This is a genomic window from Hassallia byssoidea VB512170, from assembly GCF_000817785.2.
Taxonomy (GTDB): Bacteria; Cyanobacteriota; Cyanobacteriia; order Cyanobacteriales; family Nostocaceae; genus Hassallia; species Hassallia carrinoi.
On sequence record NZ_JTCM02000001.1, the window covers coordinates 73,131 to 90,972 of the forward strand.

The 17,842-nt window shown below is 42.3% G+C and carries 19 protein-coding genes; 10 read left to right on the forward strand and 9 right to left on the reverse strand.

The window, feature by feature from the left end:
- Nucleotides 1–5 precede the first annotated feature (5 nt).
- The 3 genes from PI95_RS00375 (at nt 6) to PI95_RS00385 (ending at nt 3,505) form a co-directional block, all read left to right on the forward strand.
- Nucleotides 6–1,109, forward strand: coding sequence for an AI-2E family transporter (locus tag PI95_RS00375; RefSeq protein ID WP_039754070.1), 1,104 nt, complete (start codon nt 6–8; stop codon nt 1,107–1,109).
- 112 nt (nt 1,110–1,221) lie between these two features.
- Nucleotides 1,222–2,946 carry an ABC transporter ATP-binding protein gene (locus PI95_RS00380; protein WP_039753054.1) on the forward strand — a complete coding sequence of 575 codons (1,725 nt, stop codon included), beginning with the start codon at nt 1,222–1,224 and terminating at the stop codon, nt 2,944–2,946.
- 13 nt (nt 2,947–2,959) lie between these two features.
- The gene (locus PI95_RS00385; protein ID WP_039753053.1) at nt 2,960–3,505 is read left to right on the forward strand and encodes an ATP-binding protein; all 546 of its coding nucleotides are present in this window, start codon (nt 2,960–2,962) and stop codon (nt 3,503–3,505) included.
- A gap of 194 nt (nt 3,506–3,699) precedes the next feature.
- Here the strand turns inward: PI95_RS00385 and PI95_RS00390 are convergent, their stop codons facing one another.
- Complete coding sequence (locus PI95_RS00390; protein ID WP_052325786.1) at nt 3,700–4,743, reverse strand: SGNH/GDSL hydrolase family protein; 1,044 nt, start codon at nt 4,741–4,743, stop codon at nt 3,700–3,702.
- Nucleotides 4,744–4,886: 143 nt separating this feature from the next.
- Nucleotides 4,887–5,282, reverse strand: a complete 396-nt coding sequence (locus tag PI95_RS00395; RefSeq protein ID WP_039753052.1) for a hypothetical protein — start codon at nt 5,280–5,282, stop codon at nt 4,887–4,889.
- A gap of 247 nt (nt 5,283–5,529) precedes the next feature.
- Between PI95_RS00395 and PI95_RS00400 the strand changes: the two genes are divergently transcribed.
- Nucleotides 5,530–5,868 (forward strand): hypothetical protein, encoded by a 339-nt coding sequence (locus tag PI95_RS00400; RefSeq protein ID WP_163518469.1) that lies wholly within the window; start codon nt 5,530–5,532, stop codon nt 5,866–5,868.
- Between the two features lie 111 nt (nt 5,869–5,979).
- On the opposite strand, the gene PI95_RS00405 is transcribed toward PI95_RS00400, so the two are convergent.
- Together PI95_RS00405 and PI95_RS00410 are read right to left on the reverse strand one after the other, a co-directional pair.
- Nucleotides 5,980–7,560, reverse strand: a complete 1,581-nt coding sequence (locus PI95_RS00405; protein ID WP_039753050.1) for an MFS transporter — start codon at nt 7,558–7,560, stop codon at nt 5,980–5,982.
- Nucleotides 7,561–7,565: 5 nt separating this feature from the next.
- The gene (locus PI95_RS00410; protein WP_052325785.1) at nt 7,566–8,771 is read right to left on the reverse strand and encodes a low temperature requirement protein A; all 1,206 of its coding nucleotides are present in this window, start codon (nt 8,769–8,771) and stop codon (nt 7,566–7,568) included.
- Nucleotides 8,772–8,943: 172 nt separating this feature from the next.
- Here PI95_RS00410 and PI95_RS00415 point away from each other — a divergent pair, with 172 nt between their 5' ends.
- Complete coding sequence (locus PI95_RS00415) at nt 8,944–9,249, forward strand: hypothetical protein (protein WP_039753049.1); 306 nt, start codon at nt 8,944–8,946, stop codon at nt 9,247–9,249.
- 111 nt (nt 9,250–9,360) lie between these two features.
- Here PI95_RS00415 and PI95_RS00420 read toward each other — a convergent pair whose 3' ends face one another.
- Complete coding sequence (locus tag PI95_RS00420; protein ID WP_039753048.1) at nt 9,361–9,735, reverse strand: c-type cytochrome; 375 nt, start codon at nt 9,733–9,735, stop codon at nt 9,361–9,363.
- A 190-nt stretch (nt 9,736–9,925) separates the two neighbouring features.
- Between PI95_RS00420 and petG the strand changes: the two genes are divergently transcribed.
- Nucleotides 9,926–10,039, forward strand: coding sequence for a cytochrome b6-f complex subunit V (gene petG / locus PI95_RS35480; protein WP_163518486.1), 114 nt, complete (start codon nt 9,926–9,928; stop codon nt 10,037–10,039).
- Between the two features lie 196 nt (nt 10,040–10,235).
- On the opposite strand, the gene rsmD is transcribed toward petG, so the two are convergent.
- Together rsmD and hisH are read right to left on the reverse strand one after the other, a co-directional pair.
- Nucleotides 10,236–10,781: a 16S rRNA (guanine(966)-N(2))-methyltransferase RsmD gene (gene rsmD / locus PI95_RS00430; protein WP_039753046.1), complete on the reverse strand. Its 546-nt coding sequence runs from the start codon at nt 10,779–10,781 to the stop codon at nt 10,236–10,238.
- 78 nt (nt 10,782–10,859) lie between these two features.
- Complete coding sequence (gene hisH / locus PI95_RS00435) at nt 10,860–11,495, reverse strand: imidazole glycerol phosphate synthase subunit HisH (protein ID WP_039753045.1); 636 nt, start codon at nt 11,493–11,495, stop codon at nt 10,860–10,862.
- Between the two features lie 58 nt (nt 11,496–11,553).
- Here hisH and PI95_RS00440 point away from each other — a divergent pair, with 58 nt between their 5' ends.
- The 4 genes from PI95_RS00440 to pnuC all read left to right on the forward strand — a co-directional run bounded on the left by PI95_RS00440 (nt 11,554) and on the right by pnuC (nt 15,297).
- Nucleotides 11,554–12,066 (forward strand): pyroglutamyl-peptidase I family protein, encoded by a 513-nt coding sequence (locus PI95_RS00440; RefSeq protein ID WP_039753044.1) that lies wholly within the window; start codon nt 11,554–11,556, stop codon nt 12,064–12,066.
- Between the two features lie 39 nt (nt 12,067–12,105).
- Nucleotides 12,106–13,455 carry a DUF3370 domain-containing protein gene (locus PI95_RS00445; RefSeq protein ID WP_039753043.1) on the forward strand — a complete coding sequence of 450 codons (1,350 nt, stop codon included), beginning with the start codon at nt 12,106–12,108 and terminating at the stop codon, nt 13,453–13,455.
- A 158-nt stretch (nt 13,456–13,613) separates the two neighbouring features.
- On the forward strand, nt 13,614–14,654 hold the full coding sequence (locus PI95_RS00450; RefSeq protein WP_201280239.1) for an AAA family ATPase: 1,041 nt from the start codon (nt 13,614–13,616) through the stop codon (nt 14,652–14,654).
- A gap of 46 nt (nt 14,655–14,700) precedes the next feature.
- A complete protein-coding gene (gene pnuC, locus PI95_RS00455; protein WP_052325784.1) occupies nt 14,701–15,297 on the forward strand; it encodes a nicotinamide riboside transporter PnuC in 597 nt (198 codons plus the stop codon).
- A gap of 106 nt (nt 15,298–15,403) precedes the next feature.
- On the opposite strand, the gene PI95_RS00460 is transcribed toward pnuC, so the two are convergent.
- Nucleotides 15,404–16,069, reverse strand: coding sequence for a hypothetical protein (locus PI95_RS00460; protein WP_052325783.1), 666 nt, complete (start codon nt 16,067–16,069; stop codon nt 15,404–15,406).
- A 138-nt stretch (nt 16,070–16,207) separates the two neighbouring features.
- Nucleotides 16,208–17,539 carry a hypothetical protein gene (locus PI95_RS00465; protein WP_039753040.1) on the reverse strand — a complete coding sequence of 444 codons (1,332 nt, stop codon included), beginning with the start codon at nt 17,537–17,539 and terminating at the stop codon, nt 16,208–16,210.
- Nucleotides 17,540–17,842: the final 303 nt, after the last annotated feature.

Consider the following 17,842-nt stretch of genomic DNA (forward strand, 5'->3'; position numbering starts at 1 on the left):
CAATGATGCAAACAGCAAACAAACTGCCACGATGGTTAAGTTTAGGATTGGCATTTCCCCTTGCCATTCTTAACGGTTGGCTCTTGATCCAGGTTGTAAAATATTTTCAACCTTTGGTGAGTGTTTTTGTTGCTGCAATTTTGCTAGCTTTTGTTTTAGATTATCCGATTCAGTTTTTACAGCGGCAAAAAGTAAAACGCAACCTGGCTATAGTAGTAGTTTTGCTGTTGAGTGTGGTGATTTTAGTGGCTTTGGGTATAACCTTAGTTCCGCGAATTCTCGGACAACTCAACGAACTAGCCAACATTTTGCCAAGTTGGATTGATTCTGGAACCGATCAACTGCAAGCTTTTCAAGATTGGGCTTTAAATCAACAGCACCTACCGATTAATTTAAGTGGTTTAGTTAACCAAGTACTCGACCGATTATCTAGCCAACTTCAAACTTTTACAGGTCAAATTCTCGGCTTTGCTGTAGATACTATCAATATTGTTGTCAATGGTCTACTTGCCGTGGTGCTGACTATCTATCTGGTATACAATGGCGATCGCCTTTGGGATGGACTTTATCAATGGATACCATCTCGCATTGGCACACCAGTACGGCAATTACTGCGCGAAGATTTTCATAATTATTTTATCGGTCAAGCTACCTTGGGCGCCGTGCTGGGAGTAGCACTTACTCTGACGTTTTTAGCTTTACAAGTTCCCTTGGCTTTACTTTTTGGGATTGTAATTGGCTTTTTCTCTTTGTTTCCCTTTGGTACGGGAATCGGTATCAGTATAGTCAGTCTTTTGGTAGCGTTGCAAAATTTTTGGTTAGGGGTAGAAGTTTTAGGTGTTGCTGTAGCGATCGATCAAGTAAATTCTAACTTTATCGCGCCTCGCATTTTAGGTAATTTAACTGGTTTAAATCCGGTGTGGGTAGTAATTTCTTTATTGTTAGGTGCTAAATTAGGCGGATTGTTGGGTTTATTAATCGCCATACCCTTAGCCAGTTTTATTAAAGATGTCGCTGATAGCTGGCTTGCTGGGGGATTCCATAAAGTAGATGATATTGAATCAGAACCTGCAACAATTGTCAATGAGACAGCGGGAACTTATTCGTAGTAAGCACTTCAGTGCTTAAATTTGAAAGCGCTGAAGCGCTTACTACGGTTTGTGAAACTACACATAAGCTGATAGCGTCAAACAAAGAAAATATTTGTGTGGATCTTCGAGCTTGAAAACGCGCTCTAATTACTGGCAACTTTTACCGTATATTCGACCCCAATGGCACAATATTGTCAAGGGTTTTATTGGCATTTTAGGATATGTATTAGCAACTTTAGCTCTGATTACGCTAGCGCGTCAATTTGCAAGTGTCTTTGGTGGGAGAAATTTATCTGCGATCGCTCTCGAAATTTCTTTACTCGCAACGGTGTTTCTTGTCAGAGGTTTTTTTCAATCTGTGCAAGATATCTACATGGCAAAAGCCGCTCTGCGAGTCGCTTTTAATCTTCGCAAGTATATCTACACCCACTTACAAAAGTTAAATCTCAGCTATTTTGAAACTGCAAAAACAGGTGATTTATCTTATCGATTGACCGAAGATGTTGACCGAGTTGGGGAAGTTGTCCATAAACTCTTTCACGACTTTATCCCCTGCGTTTTGCAGTTGGTGGCAATTCCGATATACATGATTTGGTTAAATTGGCAATTAACCTTAGCTATTATTATCGTTGCGCCGTTGATGGGCGTTTTAATCGGTTGGTTTGGCGAACGTTTGCGTATATTTTCGCTGAAAAGTCAAAGTCATGTATCTGATTTATCGGCAATTTTAACGGAGGTTTTCAGCGGAATTAGAATTATTCAAGCATTTGCAGCGGAGAAGTACGAAATCGCTCGCTTTAGTCGTGAAGCCGATCGCACGATGAAAGCGAAGTATTCAGCGGAACGTCTCAAAGCAATTCAGATTCCCATCATCGGATTTTTAGAAGCTGTTAGTATTTTAATTTTACTTTTTGTGGGTGGTTGGCAAATTGCTACTGGTAATTTGACGGTTGATAAATTCGTCGCTTTTTTAACAGCAGGAGCTTTATTAATCGATCCGATTGGTCATGTTACCAGCAATTACAACGAATTTAAACAGGGTGAAGCTTCTGTAGACCGCGTTTTTGAGTTGTTGGCAATTAAACCAACGGTGGAGGAAAAAGCAAATGCTCTAACTCTACCTGATGTCAGCGGTAAGGTGGAATATCGTCATGTTTCCTTTGCTTACAAAAAAGGCGAATTTGTAATTAAGGATATCAGTTTATTGGCGATGCCAGGAGAAGCGATCGCTCTTGTTGGTGCTTCTGGTGCTGGTAAAACTACTTTCGTAAATCTTCTACCCCGCTTTTACGATCCCGAAGCTGGTCAAATCTTAATTGATGGTGTTGATATTAAAGATGTGACGCTAGATAGTCTGCGACGACAAATTGGCATTGTTCCTCAAGAAACTATCATGTTTTCGGGGACAATTGCTCAAAATATCGCTTTCGGACAAGATGCTTTTGAGATGAAAGCTGTAGAAGAAGCAGCGAAAATTGCTAACGCTCATCAATTTATTACGCAACTACCTGATGGTTATGATACTTGGGTAGGTGAGAGAGGAGTGAATTTATCCGGTGGACAAAGACAAAGAATAGCGATCGCTCGTGCTGTTCTGCGAAATCCGAGAATTTTGATTTTAGATGAAGCGACATCTGCTTTAGATTCAGAATCAGAAGCTTTGGTACAAGAAGCACTGGAAAGATTAATGGCTTCGCGGACGGTATTTATTATTGCTCATCGGTTGAGTACGGTGAGAAGATGCGATCGCATTTTAGTTTTTGAACGCGGGCAAATTGTCGAATCTGGTACTCATGAAGAATTATTAACGCTTGAGCGTCGCTATGCGCGATTTTATGCCCAGCAGTTTAGTTAAACAGGTGAATATAATGTTGCAAAACACTCCGACTATCCTGTTTTTATCTGGTGCATCCGGTGTTGGGAAAACTACAATAGTTGCTAGTCTTCGGGAACATAATACTAATCCGTCTCGTGTTTTCCTGCACGCTGATTCTGATGGTGTTCCCTCTCTCACCGAGATGATTTCGCAAGCCGGTTCTTTGGAAAGATTCCAGGAAATTGCTACACACAAGTGGATTGAAAAGATTACCCGCGAATATCAAAGTACAGACACGGTAATCATAGAAGGGCAAGCTCGCTTTAATTTTATTGAGGACGCTTGCCGTAAATTCGGTGTCACAAAATACGCCATTATTTTAATTGACTGCGATTGGGAAATAATGCGCGATCGCCTGCTCAACAATCGGCAACAACCAGAATTAGTTACTCATGATATGCATAACTGGGTTAAGTTTCTACGCAAGCAAGCGCGGGAAAAAAACATTCCGATAATAAATACTTCTTGTTTGACCCTAGACGAGGTAGTGGACATTATTCAAACTAAGGTTTTACCAATTTCTGCCAGCGCAGGTTAAAAATCCTAACAGCAAGCTGGTCTTGGAGAGCAACGCGGCAAATTTAAGGAGTGATGGTGCAAATTACACCTTAACTTGGGAAGTCTTAGCTTAAGCTTTGGTGCGTTCGCCCTTGGCGTTGGCGGAGCCATCGCTTGTCAAAATTGCTTCTTGAACGGATACGCGATCGCGCAAGGCAGATAAATGCTACTTACCTACGCACGAACTTTACGCCGTAGTAAACTTATCATGCCCATACAAGATATCAAAGCTACAACAGTTGATGGTTCAGGAACAGTTGTTTTTTGTGTCTCTAAAAAATTAGCCATATCTTCACCAATGATTTGATGTACGCGACGAGTGGGATGAATCTCGTCGTAGTAATAATAATTATCAGGTGTTGAACAACCAGGCTCCAACCCAGCAGTAGTGTATAAAAGTTCGCAGGCATCATTTATATTGGTAAAACCATATGCCGCTGGGGTAGAGCGAATTTTTTTGGTAATTGCAACGTGGTCATACAGTGCAACTTCAACACCTAATTGCTTATTCAGAGTATCGAGTTGACCGGGAAGACTTTCATTGATAACATCTCTAAACTTAGCTGCCTCTTGTGAGTATTGCTCAAAAAGCGGTAATGCAGCTAAATCTGTAGAATTTACGACAAAAAACTGTTTTGCCCCTAGCGCTGCAAGTTGTGATACTCCAGAAGCAATATTGTTAACAGCAGCATCAGCTAGTGCATCGACCGAACCAGTCTGATTATTAAAAAACCTTTCTAATAAGTCATTTGTAGATATAAAAATGAAGTATAACCCTTTAGAATCTGCCACGCGATTAACTTCTGTTTTATATTCTTCGATTTGACCAAATAAACCCGTATTTTGATATTGATCAAGCCAGGTACTTAAATTGCCATTACCGCTTTTTGCACCACCTACAGCATAATCTGTTAACTGTAAATTTTCTTGTTTTGCCAGTACCTCAACTGATGTTAATCCGGGATTATTTGTCCATCGACCACCAGAGTCATACACATCCACTCGTGGGAATATAAATGATCCAGGTACCCCAGCTTTGACTGCTGCTGTTGAAATCACAAGTGCTGCCCCATTATCTGAATAGCTATCACCAAAGGCATAAATACGAGAAATGGAGTTGAAAGAAGCGGCAATAGCGTTATGAACACCCACACACAAGAAAGCCGCACTACTTACTGCGGCAATAGCGAAAGTCTTCAAAAAAGTATTTTTTCGCATACGAACAAACTCGTTTACAAATATTCAATATGAATTATAAATTATGTTCGCATGAATTTTTAAGTGGTAGCCCTTCGTCTTGAGGACATGGTTCTCCCGATCCGTCTGACAACGGGCACGCTCAAAGTGAACCATCTCAACAACTATGCAGTTTTAGCATTCTCATCTAATGCTTGTTCTGCAACATTTTTCAAGCGACTCGACCTGATTTTGCGGACGCGATCGCTATTGCGAACACCACCCGCCATCTCATATTCGCGGCTGTCTTTGCCGTACTTGATAGCAACCACCATCAGCATCTTCTCAGAAAGCTGACTCAAGTTTTTTTCCATGTCTTCAATCTCAGTTTTAGAAGAGTCAACCACAGACAGAGCGGTGTTATAAACATCAAGTTTGTTACGTAACTGCTCAATTGACTCAATCAGTTTTTCCAGACTATAATTTTCATCAAATTTGATGTTTGGAACAATCGATTTCAGTCCAGCGGATCTTAACTGAGCTTTTTCTAAAATGCGCGATGTGCGTTTTTGACGAGACATAAATTTATTTCTTTAAGATACTTCTAGAGCTAGCTTGCCTCAATTAAACTGCATTCCGGTTCAGCAAAACTCGCAATTGTTTCTAATAAAATTTTCAGTTTATCTCGGTAATTTTTCGGTATTTAATCAGTAATGCAACATGAGTTCGACGGCTTATATAATGTTCGCCTAGTTAGTCGAATCAAAAAACCTCTCCCTGGTTTTACTACGCAAAATCTGTCCCTCTCCGAGTCGGAGAGGGACAGACTTGAACTTTAGTTCAAGGCAGGGAGAGGTTTGTGTTAATGCAAGAAGGCACGAGTTAGACCGCTCCCGTCACGAGGTAGACCGCTCCCGTCACGAAGGAGACCGCTCCCGTCACGAGGTAGACCGCTCCCGTCACGAGTTAGACCGCTCCCGTCACGAGGTAGACCGCTCCCGTCACGAGGTAGACCGCTCCCGTCACGAGGTAGACCGCTCCCGTCACGAGGTAGACCGCTCCCGTCACGAGTTAGACCGCTCCCGTCACGAGTTAGACCGCTTCCGTCACGAGTTAGACCGCTCCCGTTTGTTGGTTTGGTTTAGACGCAAAGCGATTTGTTGCTAGATATCGCTGCGTAGGCAAAACTCAACTTAGGCGATCGCAGTTTATAAGAGATAGTTAGATATAATTTGTGACGAAAAACATGCCATCAGCGCAAACACGCACCATGTTATCTTAGTTAACGGTGTCTTGCGGCTTAATCATCAACGCTGCCACGATCGCACTGACGATCGCCAGTCCAGACGCAATCAGCATAACTAAACGAAAACTACTTACAAATGATTGAGCGATCGCGCTTTTCAATACCGAAGCAACCGCTTCACTTAATCCAGCTGGAATTTCTGCTCCAGCTAGTTTAACTCGTTGCGGGTCTAGCATTTGTTGGACTTCAAACGGTATTTGTAGCTGTGTCAAACGAGTATCAAGAGCAGAATTAAAGGCATAGGAAATGATTAAACTAAAAACAGCGATCGCTAGTAAACTGGCAGTTCGAGCAACTGCATTATTAATCCCCGAAGCAGTTCCAGCTTGCTCGACTTTCACCGCTCCCATTACTGTAGTAGTTAGTGGTGCAACGCTGATTGACATGCCAAATCCTAAGACAGCGATCGCCGGAAAAAATGTTGTCCAATAACTACCCCCAATGCTGGGTAAAGCAAACAGAGCAAATCCTACAGCAGCAATACTCGGACCGATAATCAATGGTCGTTTTGCTCCGTAACGGCTGACTAATCCACCAGACCAACGTGACAGCAGAAACATTAACAAAATCAGTGGTAAAAAAGCACCACCTGCGGCAGTTGCTGAGTAACCTTGTACCTGAATTAAATTAAACGGAAAAAAGAATAACACTCCACCCAATGCAGCATACAACAGCAGCGTGAGTAAGTTTGCACCACTGAAAGTCCCAGAACCAAATAAACTCAACGGCATCATCGGCATACGCTGATTTTTTTCCACCAGCACAAACACAATCAGCGTTGCAATACCCATACCCAATCCAATAATCGCAACTGGATCGCTCAAGCTTCTATGTCCGGCTTCCAGCAATCCATAGACAAGACTACCTAAGCCGACTGTCACCAAAAATGCACCCCACCAATCCAGCTTGCCCGTTGCCGCTTCATTACGGCTTTCTGGTACGCGCCAAAATACAATTCCTAAGACCACCAATGCTATAGGCACATTCAGAAAAAAGATCCAACGCCAAGATGCTTGTTCGACTAACCAACCACCCAACACAGGACCCAGTGCAGATGTAATCGCAGTAAAACCCGACCAAGTACCGATCGCTTGTCCTCGTTGTTCTTGACTAAATGCAGCACTTATGATAGCCAAACTTCCAGGCACTAACAGCGCACCTCCAATTCCCTGTATGGCTCGTGCTAAAATTAACTGATTGATATTGGGCGACAATCCACACCAAATCGAAGCTAAAGCGAAAAGTGCGATTCCGGCTGCAAAAATGCGTCGCCGTCCGAAGCGATCGCCCAACGCTCCACCAACTAAAATTAATGCCGCCAGAAACAGCGCGTAAGACTCTACCACCCACTGCACCTGAGTTGCGGTTGCATTTAATCGAGCTTGCATCACAGGTAGTGCGACGTTAACCACACTGCCATCAATCATTGCCATGCTGGAGCCTAGAATCGTCGCAGCCAAAACCCACGGTCTCACATCTCTAGCACATGGCTCATGGCTGGATGTAGTGCGTATAACAGCTTCATCGCAGGGTGGTTTGACGATATTAGCCATCTGCTTTAATCCCTAGTTTCCATTTTGATAATCTCATCTTCGCGGGTTGCGGTAAACTTAGTTTTCAGGATTTCAATGCTGACTTTGATAACGAGCATTGCCAGCAAAAGCCCCTGTAATGTTAATGCTGGTAGCAATCCACCGAATATGGCTAATGTAAGAGCGATCGCTACTGAAGCAACCATCAGCCAAGAGAAGTTGCGACGACAGGCAGTCACCGAAATAATGGAAATCGACAGCATATAAAGAGCAACTCCTCCGCACAGTGCCCAACGTGCCCCAAATGAAAGCACATGATGGCTGGCTTCATGGATTGTATGCTCGGTGCCAACTGCGACTAAAGCAAGTCCCATAACGATTGGCAGGTGTCCGTAATTATAGACGTGAACCGAACGAATACCGCGAATAATCACTGCTGTTTCCAGAAAATTGAAATAAAGCCACCACAAGCAAGCGGCGATCGCAAAGCCGAATACAGCTGCGATTGTGGGCAGTAAATCCCAGTTGCCTCCAGCAGTGGTAGAAGCGACAGAGACGATTTCTTCGCCAAGCACAATCAGCGTTAACAAGCCAAAACGTTCTGGCAAATGCGAAGGATGTACTGGAGTTCCCGTTAACAGTCGCGATCCGAGAATCGGGGTAAGTAGCTCAATTGTCATGGCGATCGCCCAAAGAATGTAGCGAGTTGGTTCACCAAAGGCAATCGAGGCTAACCAAAGGATGGTACTGGGAATGTAGGAGCGAAGATATAGGTTAAGATTGGCTCGTGCAACGGAAACATACTGCACTACTCGTATATATAGCATCAGAACAATCGATCGCGTCGCTACATAAGCCAAAGTAAAACCGATTGCACCATTATTAAATGCGTTGTGGACATTCGCTGCTAGAAAGATGATTGCCAGCATTCCACTTAAAATTAATAGCCGATGCACCACATCATCAGTGTCATAGCGATCGGCGTAGAATGTAAAGAGCGTCCATGCCCACCAACACGGAACAAACAGTGCCGCAAACTGCAAGAAACCAATCAAGGAAAGATGCGTTTCTAAAGTGTGACTTAGTTCGGCGATCGCAACCACAAATACTAAATCGAAAAATAATTCAATCCAACTAGCATGGCGCAATCCTTCCTCATCACTGTCTACCCGTAAACGAGGTTGTCTCCAGCGATCGTTGGTTAGGTGAGGAATTCTTGTCTCTTGACGCATCGTGGTTGTTTCCTAAACAAACTTATTCTCAAAATAACACCGCCAACCCTCACCGATTTGAGCGTCGTTATCCGCGATTTTATGCTGACTCAGTTTAATAAGAGGGACTAGGGCAGTCAATCAATGTAATATTATAAATACATTTGTACTAAAGCGATTAACTAAGCAATATATGGCTATTCCTAAGAAAGGTTCAAGATTAATAGTGGTTGATGGCGATCGCTATCGGTGGCGTGTCCGCAGAAAAATCACTTATTCTCAATGTAATGGATGGACAAAGCTAACCGTAGCAATCGAACACTTTGATAAATCAGGCGCGACTTTGATCGTTAAGATGCCTCAAGGACATCCAAAAAATTGGACGTGGGAACCGGTCGTTCCCGTTCTTCCGTGTGATGTCGAATATAGTATACGTCAAGCGATCGCCAAAGGTTGGAAGCCGTCCGAACCGGGTAGTTCATTTGAACTGCAATATTAAACTGGGGACTGGGGACTGGGGATTAGATAAAGAATTATTATACATTTCCCACTCTCAACTCCTAACTCCTAACTCCGCTCCTCCCAACTCCCCATTCCCCATTCCCCAATCTCAAAGACTTTCCAAATAGTTGAGCAGGTCTGCCATTTCTTTGACGCTAGGCTTGAATTTTGGCATTGGTGGGGTGTCACCGCTGGTTACTTGGTGAATTAACCCATAACGTGACTTTCGCTTGGAGACGGCTTGCAAACTCGGACCCACTCGCCCATCGGCTTCTAACCCATGACAACCCGCACAGTTTATTTGAAAGATAGCGTGTCCTTGAATTGGGTCTCCTGTCAGCGATAGAACACTCTTAACATATGGATCGGAGGCTCTAAGGGTGCGAACAGCAAAAATGCCCAAAAGGATTGATAGCAGAATCGCCACTGCCAACAAAGCGATCCGCTGAATCAGAATTTCAGGTTTAGTAATCTGGTTATCCAAAGGGTTTGCTGTAAAACTATAAGAAAGTTTTCATTTCATACACATAGCTTAAAAGTTCTTGATTGTGTCTGCAAGCACAAATTTAAGTTTCGTTATTTTTATTCAGCGCTGAAAAATGCAATTCAATTGGGGATTCATGCCCGATTTGGTAGAATCGAAAGCAGAAAACGTTAATTATAGGAGATTTACAGTGGTTGAACCCCTGCTATCAGGCATTGTTATTGGTTTGATTCTTGTCACCCTGGCTGGCTTGTTTTATAAGGCTTACGAGCAATTCAAACGCGGCGAAAAGCTCGGTCTGTAAATTGGGCATGGGGCATGGGGCATTGGGCATTGGTAATTGGTAATGGGGAATTGGTAATGGGGAATTGGTAATTTTAACTCCCCCAGCTCCCCCAGCTCCCCCAGCTCCCCCAGCCTCCCCTGCCTCCCCTGCCTCCCCTGCCTCCCCTTGTCTCCCTTGTCCCCCCATCCCCCCCTCTCCCCCTCTCCCCCACTCCTCATTCCCGAATCCTGTAGAATGTCAAAGCGGTGTTGCCGTAAACTTTCTCGCGGCATATTTCCCAAGTGGGAATTACTGGGGCTATCCAATTTTGGGGACTGTGTTCTACTGCTATTTCACCGCTAGAATCTAAAAGCTGACCTACCGCGATCGCTTCTAACACTGGCTGATATAATCCACTTGCATAAGGCGGATCGAAGTAAATTTTATCAAATTGCTTTCCTTCTAAGTTTTTTAAGCGCTGCAATACGTCTCCCCGCAGCACTTGAAATTCCTGATTTTCGTTTTGTACTTGCTGCCAGTTTTGTTGGATAATGGCACAGGCTCGACTCGACTGTTCAATGCCGACAACAACGCTTGCTTGTCTAGATAAAGCTTCTGCCCCCATTGAACCGCTACCAGCGCACAAATCCAGCCAGCGACAACCAGCTATTTCTCCCTGCCAAATATTAAAAACTGCTTCGCGTACCCGCGCACTCGTGGGACGGGTATCAAGTCCAGGTAAAGTTTTTATCTGGCGATTTCCGTAAATTCTCAGACTCATTTTTAATTGGTCATGCGTCATTAGTCCAATGGATGTCAGGACTAATGACTAGGACTAAACATAAAACTCACATTTATATTATGCAGGAATTTTTTCGCGGACTTGAGAAACAAAATTAGAGAGGATTTGCAGTCCTATATTAGAGGATTTTTCAGGATGAAATTGGACTGCCATGAGGTTATCGGTTGCGATCGCTGCTGTGACTGTTTGATTACCGTGGGTGACAGTGGCAGCGCGGACTTGGGGGTCAATTGGGTCAACATAGTAAGAATGGACAAAATATACCCAAGGCTGATAGGGCAAATGTTCCCACAAAATACTTTTTGGCTGAGTCAATTGCAGTTGATTCCAACCCATGTGGGGAATAGTAATTCCTGGTTCGTGAATAAACCGTCGCACTTTTCCTTTGATAATTCCCAGTCCTGGTAGTTTGCCTTCTTCACTTGATTCAAAGAGAATTTGCAATCCTAAGCATATACCTAAGAAAGGTTTGCCGCTGGCGATCGCTTCTTTTATTGGTTGTTCTAAACCACGCGCTCTTATATGTTGCACTGCCGGATCGAATGCTCCCACTCCTGGCAAAATAACAGCATCTGCTTGTTGTAAATCTTTTGAAGAGTGAGTTATCTTCGGAGTTGCCCCTGCTTTTTCCAAACCTTTGCAGACGGAATGCAAATTTCCCATCTCATAATCTATGACTGCAATTACCGGCATTTACCTTCTCCTTGTAAATTTATTAGGGAGACTTTTTATATTCTAAATAATATTTGTTATGAAGAAAAGAATCCTATTAACTTCTTTTGACATTTGGTTGCCTCATCAGCAGTCAAATTCCTCTGATGATTTATTGATCGAAGTCGGCAAACTTAACTCCCTTGTTTATGATTTGACTTTTTTACGACAGTTACCGGTCGATGGACAGCTTGCCAGTTCTCAGGTTCAGGCAAAAATCGAAGTTGTTCAACCAAATTACATCATCCTTTGTGGCATGGCAGAAAGCCGTAAACAATTGAGTGTTGAAAAAATTGCCAGTAAAGCCGAAAATATTTTGCAGACAACGGTAGATTTAGAACAACTGGTGGCAAAAGCAACCGCAATTGAGATTAGCGATGACTGCGGCAAATTCGTCTGCGAGCATCTTTATTATTCAGTCTTGGACTATTTGAGACAGCACCAACTCACAATTGGTTGTATCTTTGTCCACGTTCCCGTTTTGACTCAAGAAAATTTTGGGGGAATTTTTGCCGATTTCTTATTGATTGTTGACAAATTGGCACTTCTATAAAGTCGTTTGCGTCTCGATAGTGAACAAATATGTAGATTTATGTTGCCTTTTTTACTAATTTTTCCCATCGCTCAAACAACTCCTCCACCACAACCAGAGGAAGTGGTGCAACAACAAGAAGTGCGTCCTTTACCCGGACAGTTAGATAATGTGCCTGTGTTTAACAGTAATAGTCCAGAATTAGTTTTGAAGGAGGGGATTTTACTTTCTACTTTTCCTTCATATGGGAAAAAAATACCGCAGGCACACTTGAATTTTCCTTTTCGGGGAAGATTTGATATTTTTGCTCACCACATTGCCAGAGCGGAACCTCCAGATAATTTGCGGACGTTGTATTTAGGGATAATTTTGCACAACCCAACGAAGCAATCGGTGAAGGTAAATGTTTTGCGGGGAGCGAGTTATTTAAGTCAACCAGATGCACCGTTTATACAATTGCCATCTATTATTGATAATTCTTTAGGTACAGTTTTCGCAGGTCCTGGCGATCGCGCAATGACTGATATTCTAAGAAAACTGCGACAACCAATTTTACCAGCACAAATTGTCATTCCACCTGGGCAAAGTCAGATGTTGTTAAATCAGCCAATTCCCGTCAAGGAATTGACACCGCCGTTAAATGGTCGGTCAACATTGATACATCTGCAAAGTAACGGCACGGTTTATGCAGCAAGTATGGCGATGTTTGCACCGATAAATTCTGATGGTAGCGAGCGATCGCCTTCTCTGCAAGAATGGCAAAATCTCCTAAATAACGGTGATTTAGCCGGACCCCGTGATAAAATACCCACTGAGCCAAATAGTCCTAAACCAATAATATATGGTCGTGTCGCCGGCGTTGCCCAAGGTTCTGAGTGGAAAGCTTTATTAGTAGATCGTCCCCAAGCTAAATATCTAACTATTCCCCAACCCGGTCAAGCCTTTTCTTACGCTCTGAGTACAATTCCGGGTGGTAGCTTGGGAACTAATCAAATTCAAAGTGCGCCGATGTTGGTACGCTATCCTGATACCGCATATCGCGCTCACGGCAACTATGGAATTCAATACAGTCTCAAATTGCCACTATATAATAATACTCAAAGTCGGCGCATTGTAACTATATCAATGCAAACACCACTAAAGCAAGATAAATTAGTAAATCGAAGCTTGCGCTTTTTGAGTATACCCGGACCGCAAGTATTATTTCGCGGTTCAGTGCAACTACGTTACAAAGATGAGCAAGGAAAGCCACAAACCAAACTTATACATTTAGTGCAAAAGAGAGGTCAACAGGGTGAAGCGTTAGCAGTGCTAAACTTAAAAGCAGGCGATCGCTCCGACGTTGAAGTAGACTTACTCTATCCACCAGACGCCACCCCACCGCAAGTATTAACAGTCACAACTCAGTAATTAACGTATTTTTCGTAGTAAGCACTTCAGTGCTTGAAAAGAAAAGCGCTGAAGCGCTTACTACAGAAGTACTCTCAATCTTATTGGTTCAACAACTCCGTAAAGGTAAAAATTGTCTGGCTGCCCTTGTGTCCCCTTAGCAGTAATACTAATTTTCAATGTCAACAACTAAAACAATCATGGGTAAGCGGGGTTTGACACTAGGTAAATTTGCACCTCTCCACAAAGGTCATCAACTTGTGATTGAAACTGCCTTAGCAGAGATGGATGAAGTAGTTGTGATAATTTACGATTGCCCAGAGGTTACTGAGGTTCCTCTAACAATTCGGGCTAACTGGCTGCGAAAAATTTATCCAACGATTCAGATAATTGAGGCTTGGGACGGTCCAACCGTTGTTGGGGATACACCTGAGATCAAAAAAAAGCATGAAGATTATATTCTAGGGCGATTGAAATCGCAGAAAATCACTCATTTCTACAGTAGTGAATTTTATGGAAAACATATGAGCGAGGCTTTGGGAGCAATCAATCGGCTTGTGGATTGCGATCGCCAAAAAGTCCCGATCTCAGGAACGGAAGTCAGAAAAGATCCCTTTAAATTTCGGAAATATTTACATCCCCTAGTGTATTGTGACCTCATTACCAATATAGTTTTCTTAGGTGCCCCTTCAACGGGCAAAACTACGATCACTTCCCAATTAGCGCACGAGTACAACACCGTTTGGATGCCAGAATATGGACGTGAGTATTGGGAAACCCATCAGGTTGAGCGAAGACTCTCGCTTGAACAACTTGTGGAGATTGCATTTGGGCATCTAGAACGCGAAGAAGCGATGAAGCAACAAGCAAATCAGTACTTGTTCACAGATACGAATGCGATTACGACCTATCACTTCTCGCTGTACTACCATAATAGCGTCGCTCCAACCCTGGTAGATTTGGCAAATCAGGCAGCTTTGGGCTACGATTTAGTATTTGTTTGTGAGACAGATATCCCTTATCATGACACCTGGGATCGCTCTGGGGAGACAAATCGAAATATATTTCAGAAAATTCTCCTTAGCGATCTAATTCTCCGAAAAGTTCCATTTTTTCAATTGCGAGGCAGTTTAGATACTAGAATTCAAGTTGTAAAGAGAGTTTTATCACACTACCGGAAATACAGCAATCTTCTGGAATTGTTATCACCGAATGTTTGAATTTTGGAGTGTAAACAACATCGCCTTTAGGCTCATAGGATATCCCATGAGCTACATTGAACTGTTGGGAACAATTTTCTACCTATGGTCAGTTTGGCTAATTTCCAAAAGAGAAATACTTACTTGGGCTGTTGGTATCGTTAGTGTGTTACTTTATATGGCACTTTTTTACCAAATTCGCTTGTATTCTGATGCCTTAGAGCAAGTATACTATCTTTTCGTTAGTGTGTATGGCTGGTGGCGATGGAGTACACCCCAACCCGATACGGGCAAGGTATTGGATGTGCGATATTGTCCACATCGCAAATTCCTACTGACTGCGGTAGTTACTATCGTGGTGGCGATCGCTTTGGGTACAGTTATGAGTCGGGTTCATCTGTTACTCCCTACCATCTTTCAACAGCCTGCATCTTATCCATATCTGGATGCAATCACAACAGTTATGAGTTTTACCGCAATGGGACTCATGGCACAAAAGTGCATTGAAAGCTGGTATTACTGGATTATAGTTGACATTATCGGAATTGGGCTGTACTACGCTAAAGAAGTTAAATTTATTTCATTGCTTTATGTGATTCTGCTTTTCATGGCAATTAATGGATTGATTTCTTGGCGCAAGGCAGCTAAAATGCGAAAAGCCTAAGCCTTTTATTTGTTGGGTTTTCACCCTTCGGGTTCGCCAGTTCCCCATCTGGCTGTAAGCCAAGATGGGGACTGGACTCACTATCGTTCAACCCAACCAAGAACTACTATCCGTTAGGTAGATGTTTAATTTTCGACTTTGTGAAAGCGGGATTGAAGATAGTAGCCAAACCGAGTATAGCGATCGCACCTATACCAAAAACAGCAGAGGGTTCGGGAATAGATTTCCCAACACTATAGCAATTTGCGGGCAAGGAACCTCCATCAGGTACATTGCCATCAAAAATAAATGAGATACCTGTAGTTCTTGTATTTTCTATAAACGCTTGTGTGGCACCACCTGGGTAGCAAGCTTTAGGAGGTTGAGGTCCAGCAACACCGATATAGACATCCAAGCCTGCGGGTAGAGTTACTCTTTCTCTCAATTGCGCTAAATTTGGAGGAGGTCCGAAGTATTGAGCTAGAGCCAACTCTTGAATGGCATCTAATGTAGTTTTACCATTACTACTGTCATAAAAATTAGTTGTTAAAAATCTACCAAACCGATAAGTATTATCATCATTGTAATAGCGATAATAAGTAGTATCTTGCGTCAGGGTCTGTTTTGTACATTCTGAGTTAAGAAACGACGCAATAACGGTAGGTTGATCCAAAACGGAGTCGGGTATCGGACAAGCAGCCGATGCAGGTGTCTGTCCAGCCACAATCACAAAGGGACAAAGACCGATAAATGCCACTCCACCTAACCAAACAGCACAATCCCGCTTATTCATTAAGATAAATTTTACGTGTAATTTCCCAGAGATTCTATCAAGTTCGTTCCTTTTGTGTCAATCAAGAAGTTGGTAACTGTATTAACACGTTGGTACAAGATGTGAGTATAAGCACACACGAGTGCTTATACTCACATCTTAACTTCGTTGAAAACCCTTTGCTGTCGGCTTTTTCCCTTTATCCTTAGACTTAGACTTATTCACATCTGCCAAAGCTTCTTGAAACAAGTTATGCAGATGTATAGGTACACTAGCAATTTCCGGTAACTCTGGCTCAATCGGTTTGTTGAATTCTTGCAAAAGCGGTTTCAAATCACTTGACAAACGAAAATCCGGACGCTGTAAGTAAGTTTGCAACACCTTTTCTAATTGAGTTGGGTACTGTTCAGCTAACCGATACCAAACGAAAGCATTAATACTTTTATCTTCTAGAAAGTAACGAATTAGTTTTTCTGAACCTTCAATATTTTGCACATCAGCTTCTAATATTACCTTCATTTTCCCGTATGTTGGTAAAAACATTTGTCCCCAACGTGGATGAGAAAGTGCCGTTACTTGTTCTGCTTTCTTTAGTTCCGCAGGTAAATCAACCTTTGGCATCACCATTTTATTATTGGCAGATTTATTGTTAAATACCTGAGAAACTACTTTGGAGTCAGCACCCAACTCTTCCGCTGCTGCTTTGATTTCTTCTTCGTCGATACCTGCGGCTGAAGCGGCTTCAGCTAAAGATTTAGAAGTATCAATGCCTGCTTCTGCCAAGCGTTTTTCAGTCATTAACTCTTGGAATTCAACTATTTTTTTATTAAGTTGATATCCAGGTAATGTAATTTCATCGCTACCAAAAAAGTCAACAAATTCCTGATGATATTTTTCTACTGATAGCCAAGCTTCTTCTAATAAATCTGGGGCATCTCCGTAAAGATTATTTTTGTAGTTATCTTTGAAATTACCGATCGCTACTGCTAATTTTGGTTTACCGAGTTTACCCAAGAGTGTATGGGAACTAAAAAACATCCATTCAGTATCGGTTAAAGGAGCAATTCGAGTAAGGAAAATTTCTCCGACTTTAAACCGTGACATTTCTTGAATTGTTAATGTATCAGTTGGCTTGACAATATAGTGTTTATCTGTTAGCCAATTTACCAATTCAAAGCCATCAGGTAAAATTTGAACTACGGCAAATAAGCCAATAAAACTACGATGCCAACTGCGAATCAGGTTGCGTTCTGTTTCTGGTAAATCTGGATGACTTTCTGCAAATAAATCAAGCGGTGTTTTATCACCGACTTTCCCTTCTATCGCAAAACTGTCAATGATAAAATCTTGCTGTTTGCTATCACCCGAACCACGACGCGATTGTTCTGCTGCATAAGTTTCCAGCGCTGTTGCCAGTTCGTCTTCCGCGTCAAGGACGAAATCGATTAAGGCTAGTTTTAATTCGTGCGATCGCTCTAATATTAAATCCACAGTTTCATCTCTCGCATCAACATTGGTACATTATAAGTTCCAAAATACTTTTGGCATCTGGCAATAGCTAGATTTTTAAGAATGCGAGCCAATACCAGGTAAGTTGAGGCGTTATGTATAATACTGCATTTACAAGTAAATCTCACTTTATTCAAAACTTCTAAAGTTGAAGTTATGGAGATAATTAAGTGCTTTTAATCATTGAAAATAAATTTGAGTATATGTAGGGTGCGTTAGCCTTTGGCGTAACGCACCTACGTGTATTTCTATTTTGATACAGTTAATTATAGATTTTATATCATT

Bases quoted from the DNA above. Each gene is read 5' to 3' on its own strand.
- PI95_RS00375 (WP_039754070.1), top strand. From the start codon at position 6: ATGCAAACAGCAAACAAACTGCCACGATGGTTAAGTTTAGGATTGGCA.
- PI95_RS00385 (WP_039753053.1), top strand. From the start codon at position 2,960: ATGTTGCAAAACACTCCGACTATCCTGTTTTTATCTGGTGCATCCGGT.
- PI95_RS00390 (WP_052325786.1), bottom strand. From the start codon at position 4,743: ATGCGAAAAAATACTTTTTTGAAGACTTTCGCTATTGCCGCAGTAAGT.
- PI95_RS00395 (WP_039753052.1), bottom strand. From the start codon at position 5,282: ATGTCTCGTCAAAAACGCACATCGCGCATTTTAGAAAAAGCTCAGTTA.
- PI95_RS00405 (WP_039753050.1), bottom strand. From the start codon at position 7,560: ATGGCTAATATCGTCAAACCACCCTGCGATGAAGCTGTTATACGCACT.
- PI95_RS00410 (WP_052325785.1), bottom strand. From the start codon at position 8,771: ATGCGTCAAGAGACAAGAATTCCTCACCTAACCAACGATCGCTGGAGA.
- PI95_RS00415 (WP_039753049.1), top strand. From the start codon at position 8,944: ATGGCTATTCCTAAGAAAGGTTCAAGATTAATAGTGGTTGATGGCGAT.
- rsmD (WP_039753046.1), bottom strand. From the start codon at position 10,781: ATGAGTCTGAGAATTTACGGAAATCGCCAGATAAAAACTTTACCTGGA.
- hisH (WP_039753045.1), bottom strand. From the start codon at position 11,495: ATGCCGGTAATTGCAGTCATAGATTATGAGATGGGAAATTTGCATTCC.
- PI95_RS00440 (WP_039753044.1), top strand. From the start codon at position 11,554: ATGAAGAAAAGAATCCTATTAACTTCTTTTGACATTTGGTTGCCTCAT.
- PI95_RS00445 (WP_039753043.1), top strand. From the start codon at position 12,106: ATGTTGCCTTTTTTACTAATTTTTCCCATCGCTCAAACAACTCCTCCA.
- PI95_RS00450 (WP_201280239.1), top strand. From the start codon at position 13,614: ATGTCAACAACTAAAACAATCATGGGTAAGCGGGGTTTGACACTAGGT.
- pnuC (WP_052325784.1), top strand. From the start codon at position 14,701: ATGAGCTACATTGAACTGTTGGGAACAATTTTCTACCTATGGTCAGTT.
- PI95_RS00460 (WP_052325783.1), bottom strand. From the start codon at position 16,069: ATGAATAAGCGGGATTGTGCTGTTTGGTTAGGTGGAGTGGCATTTATC.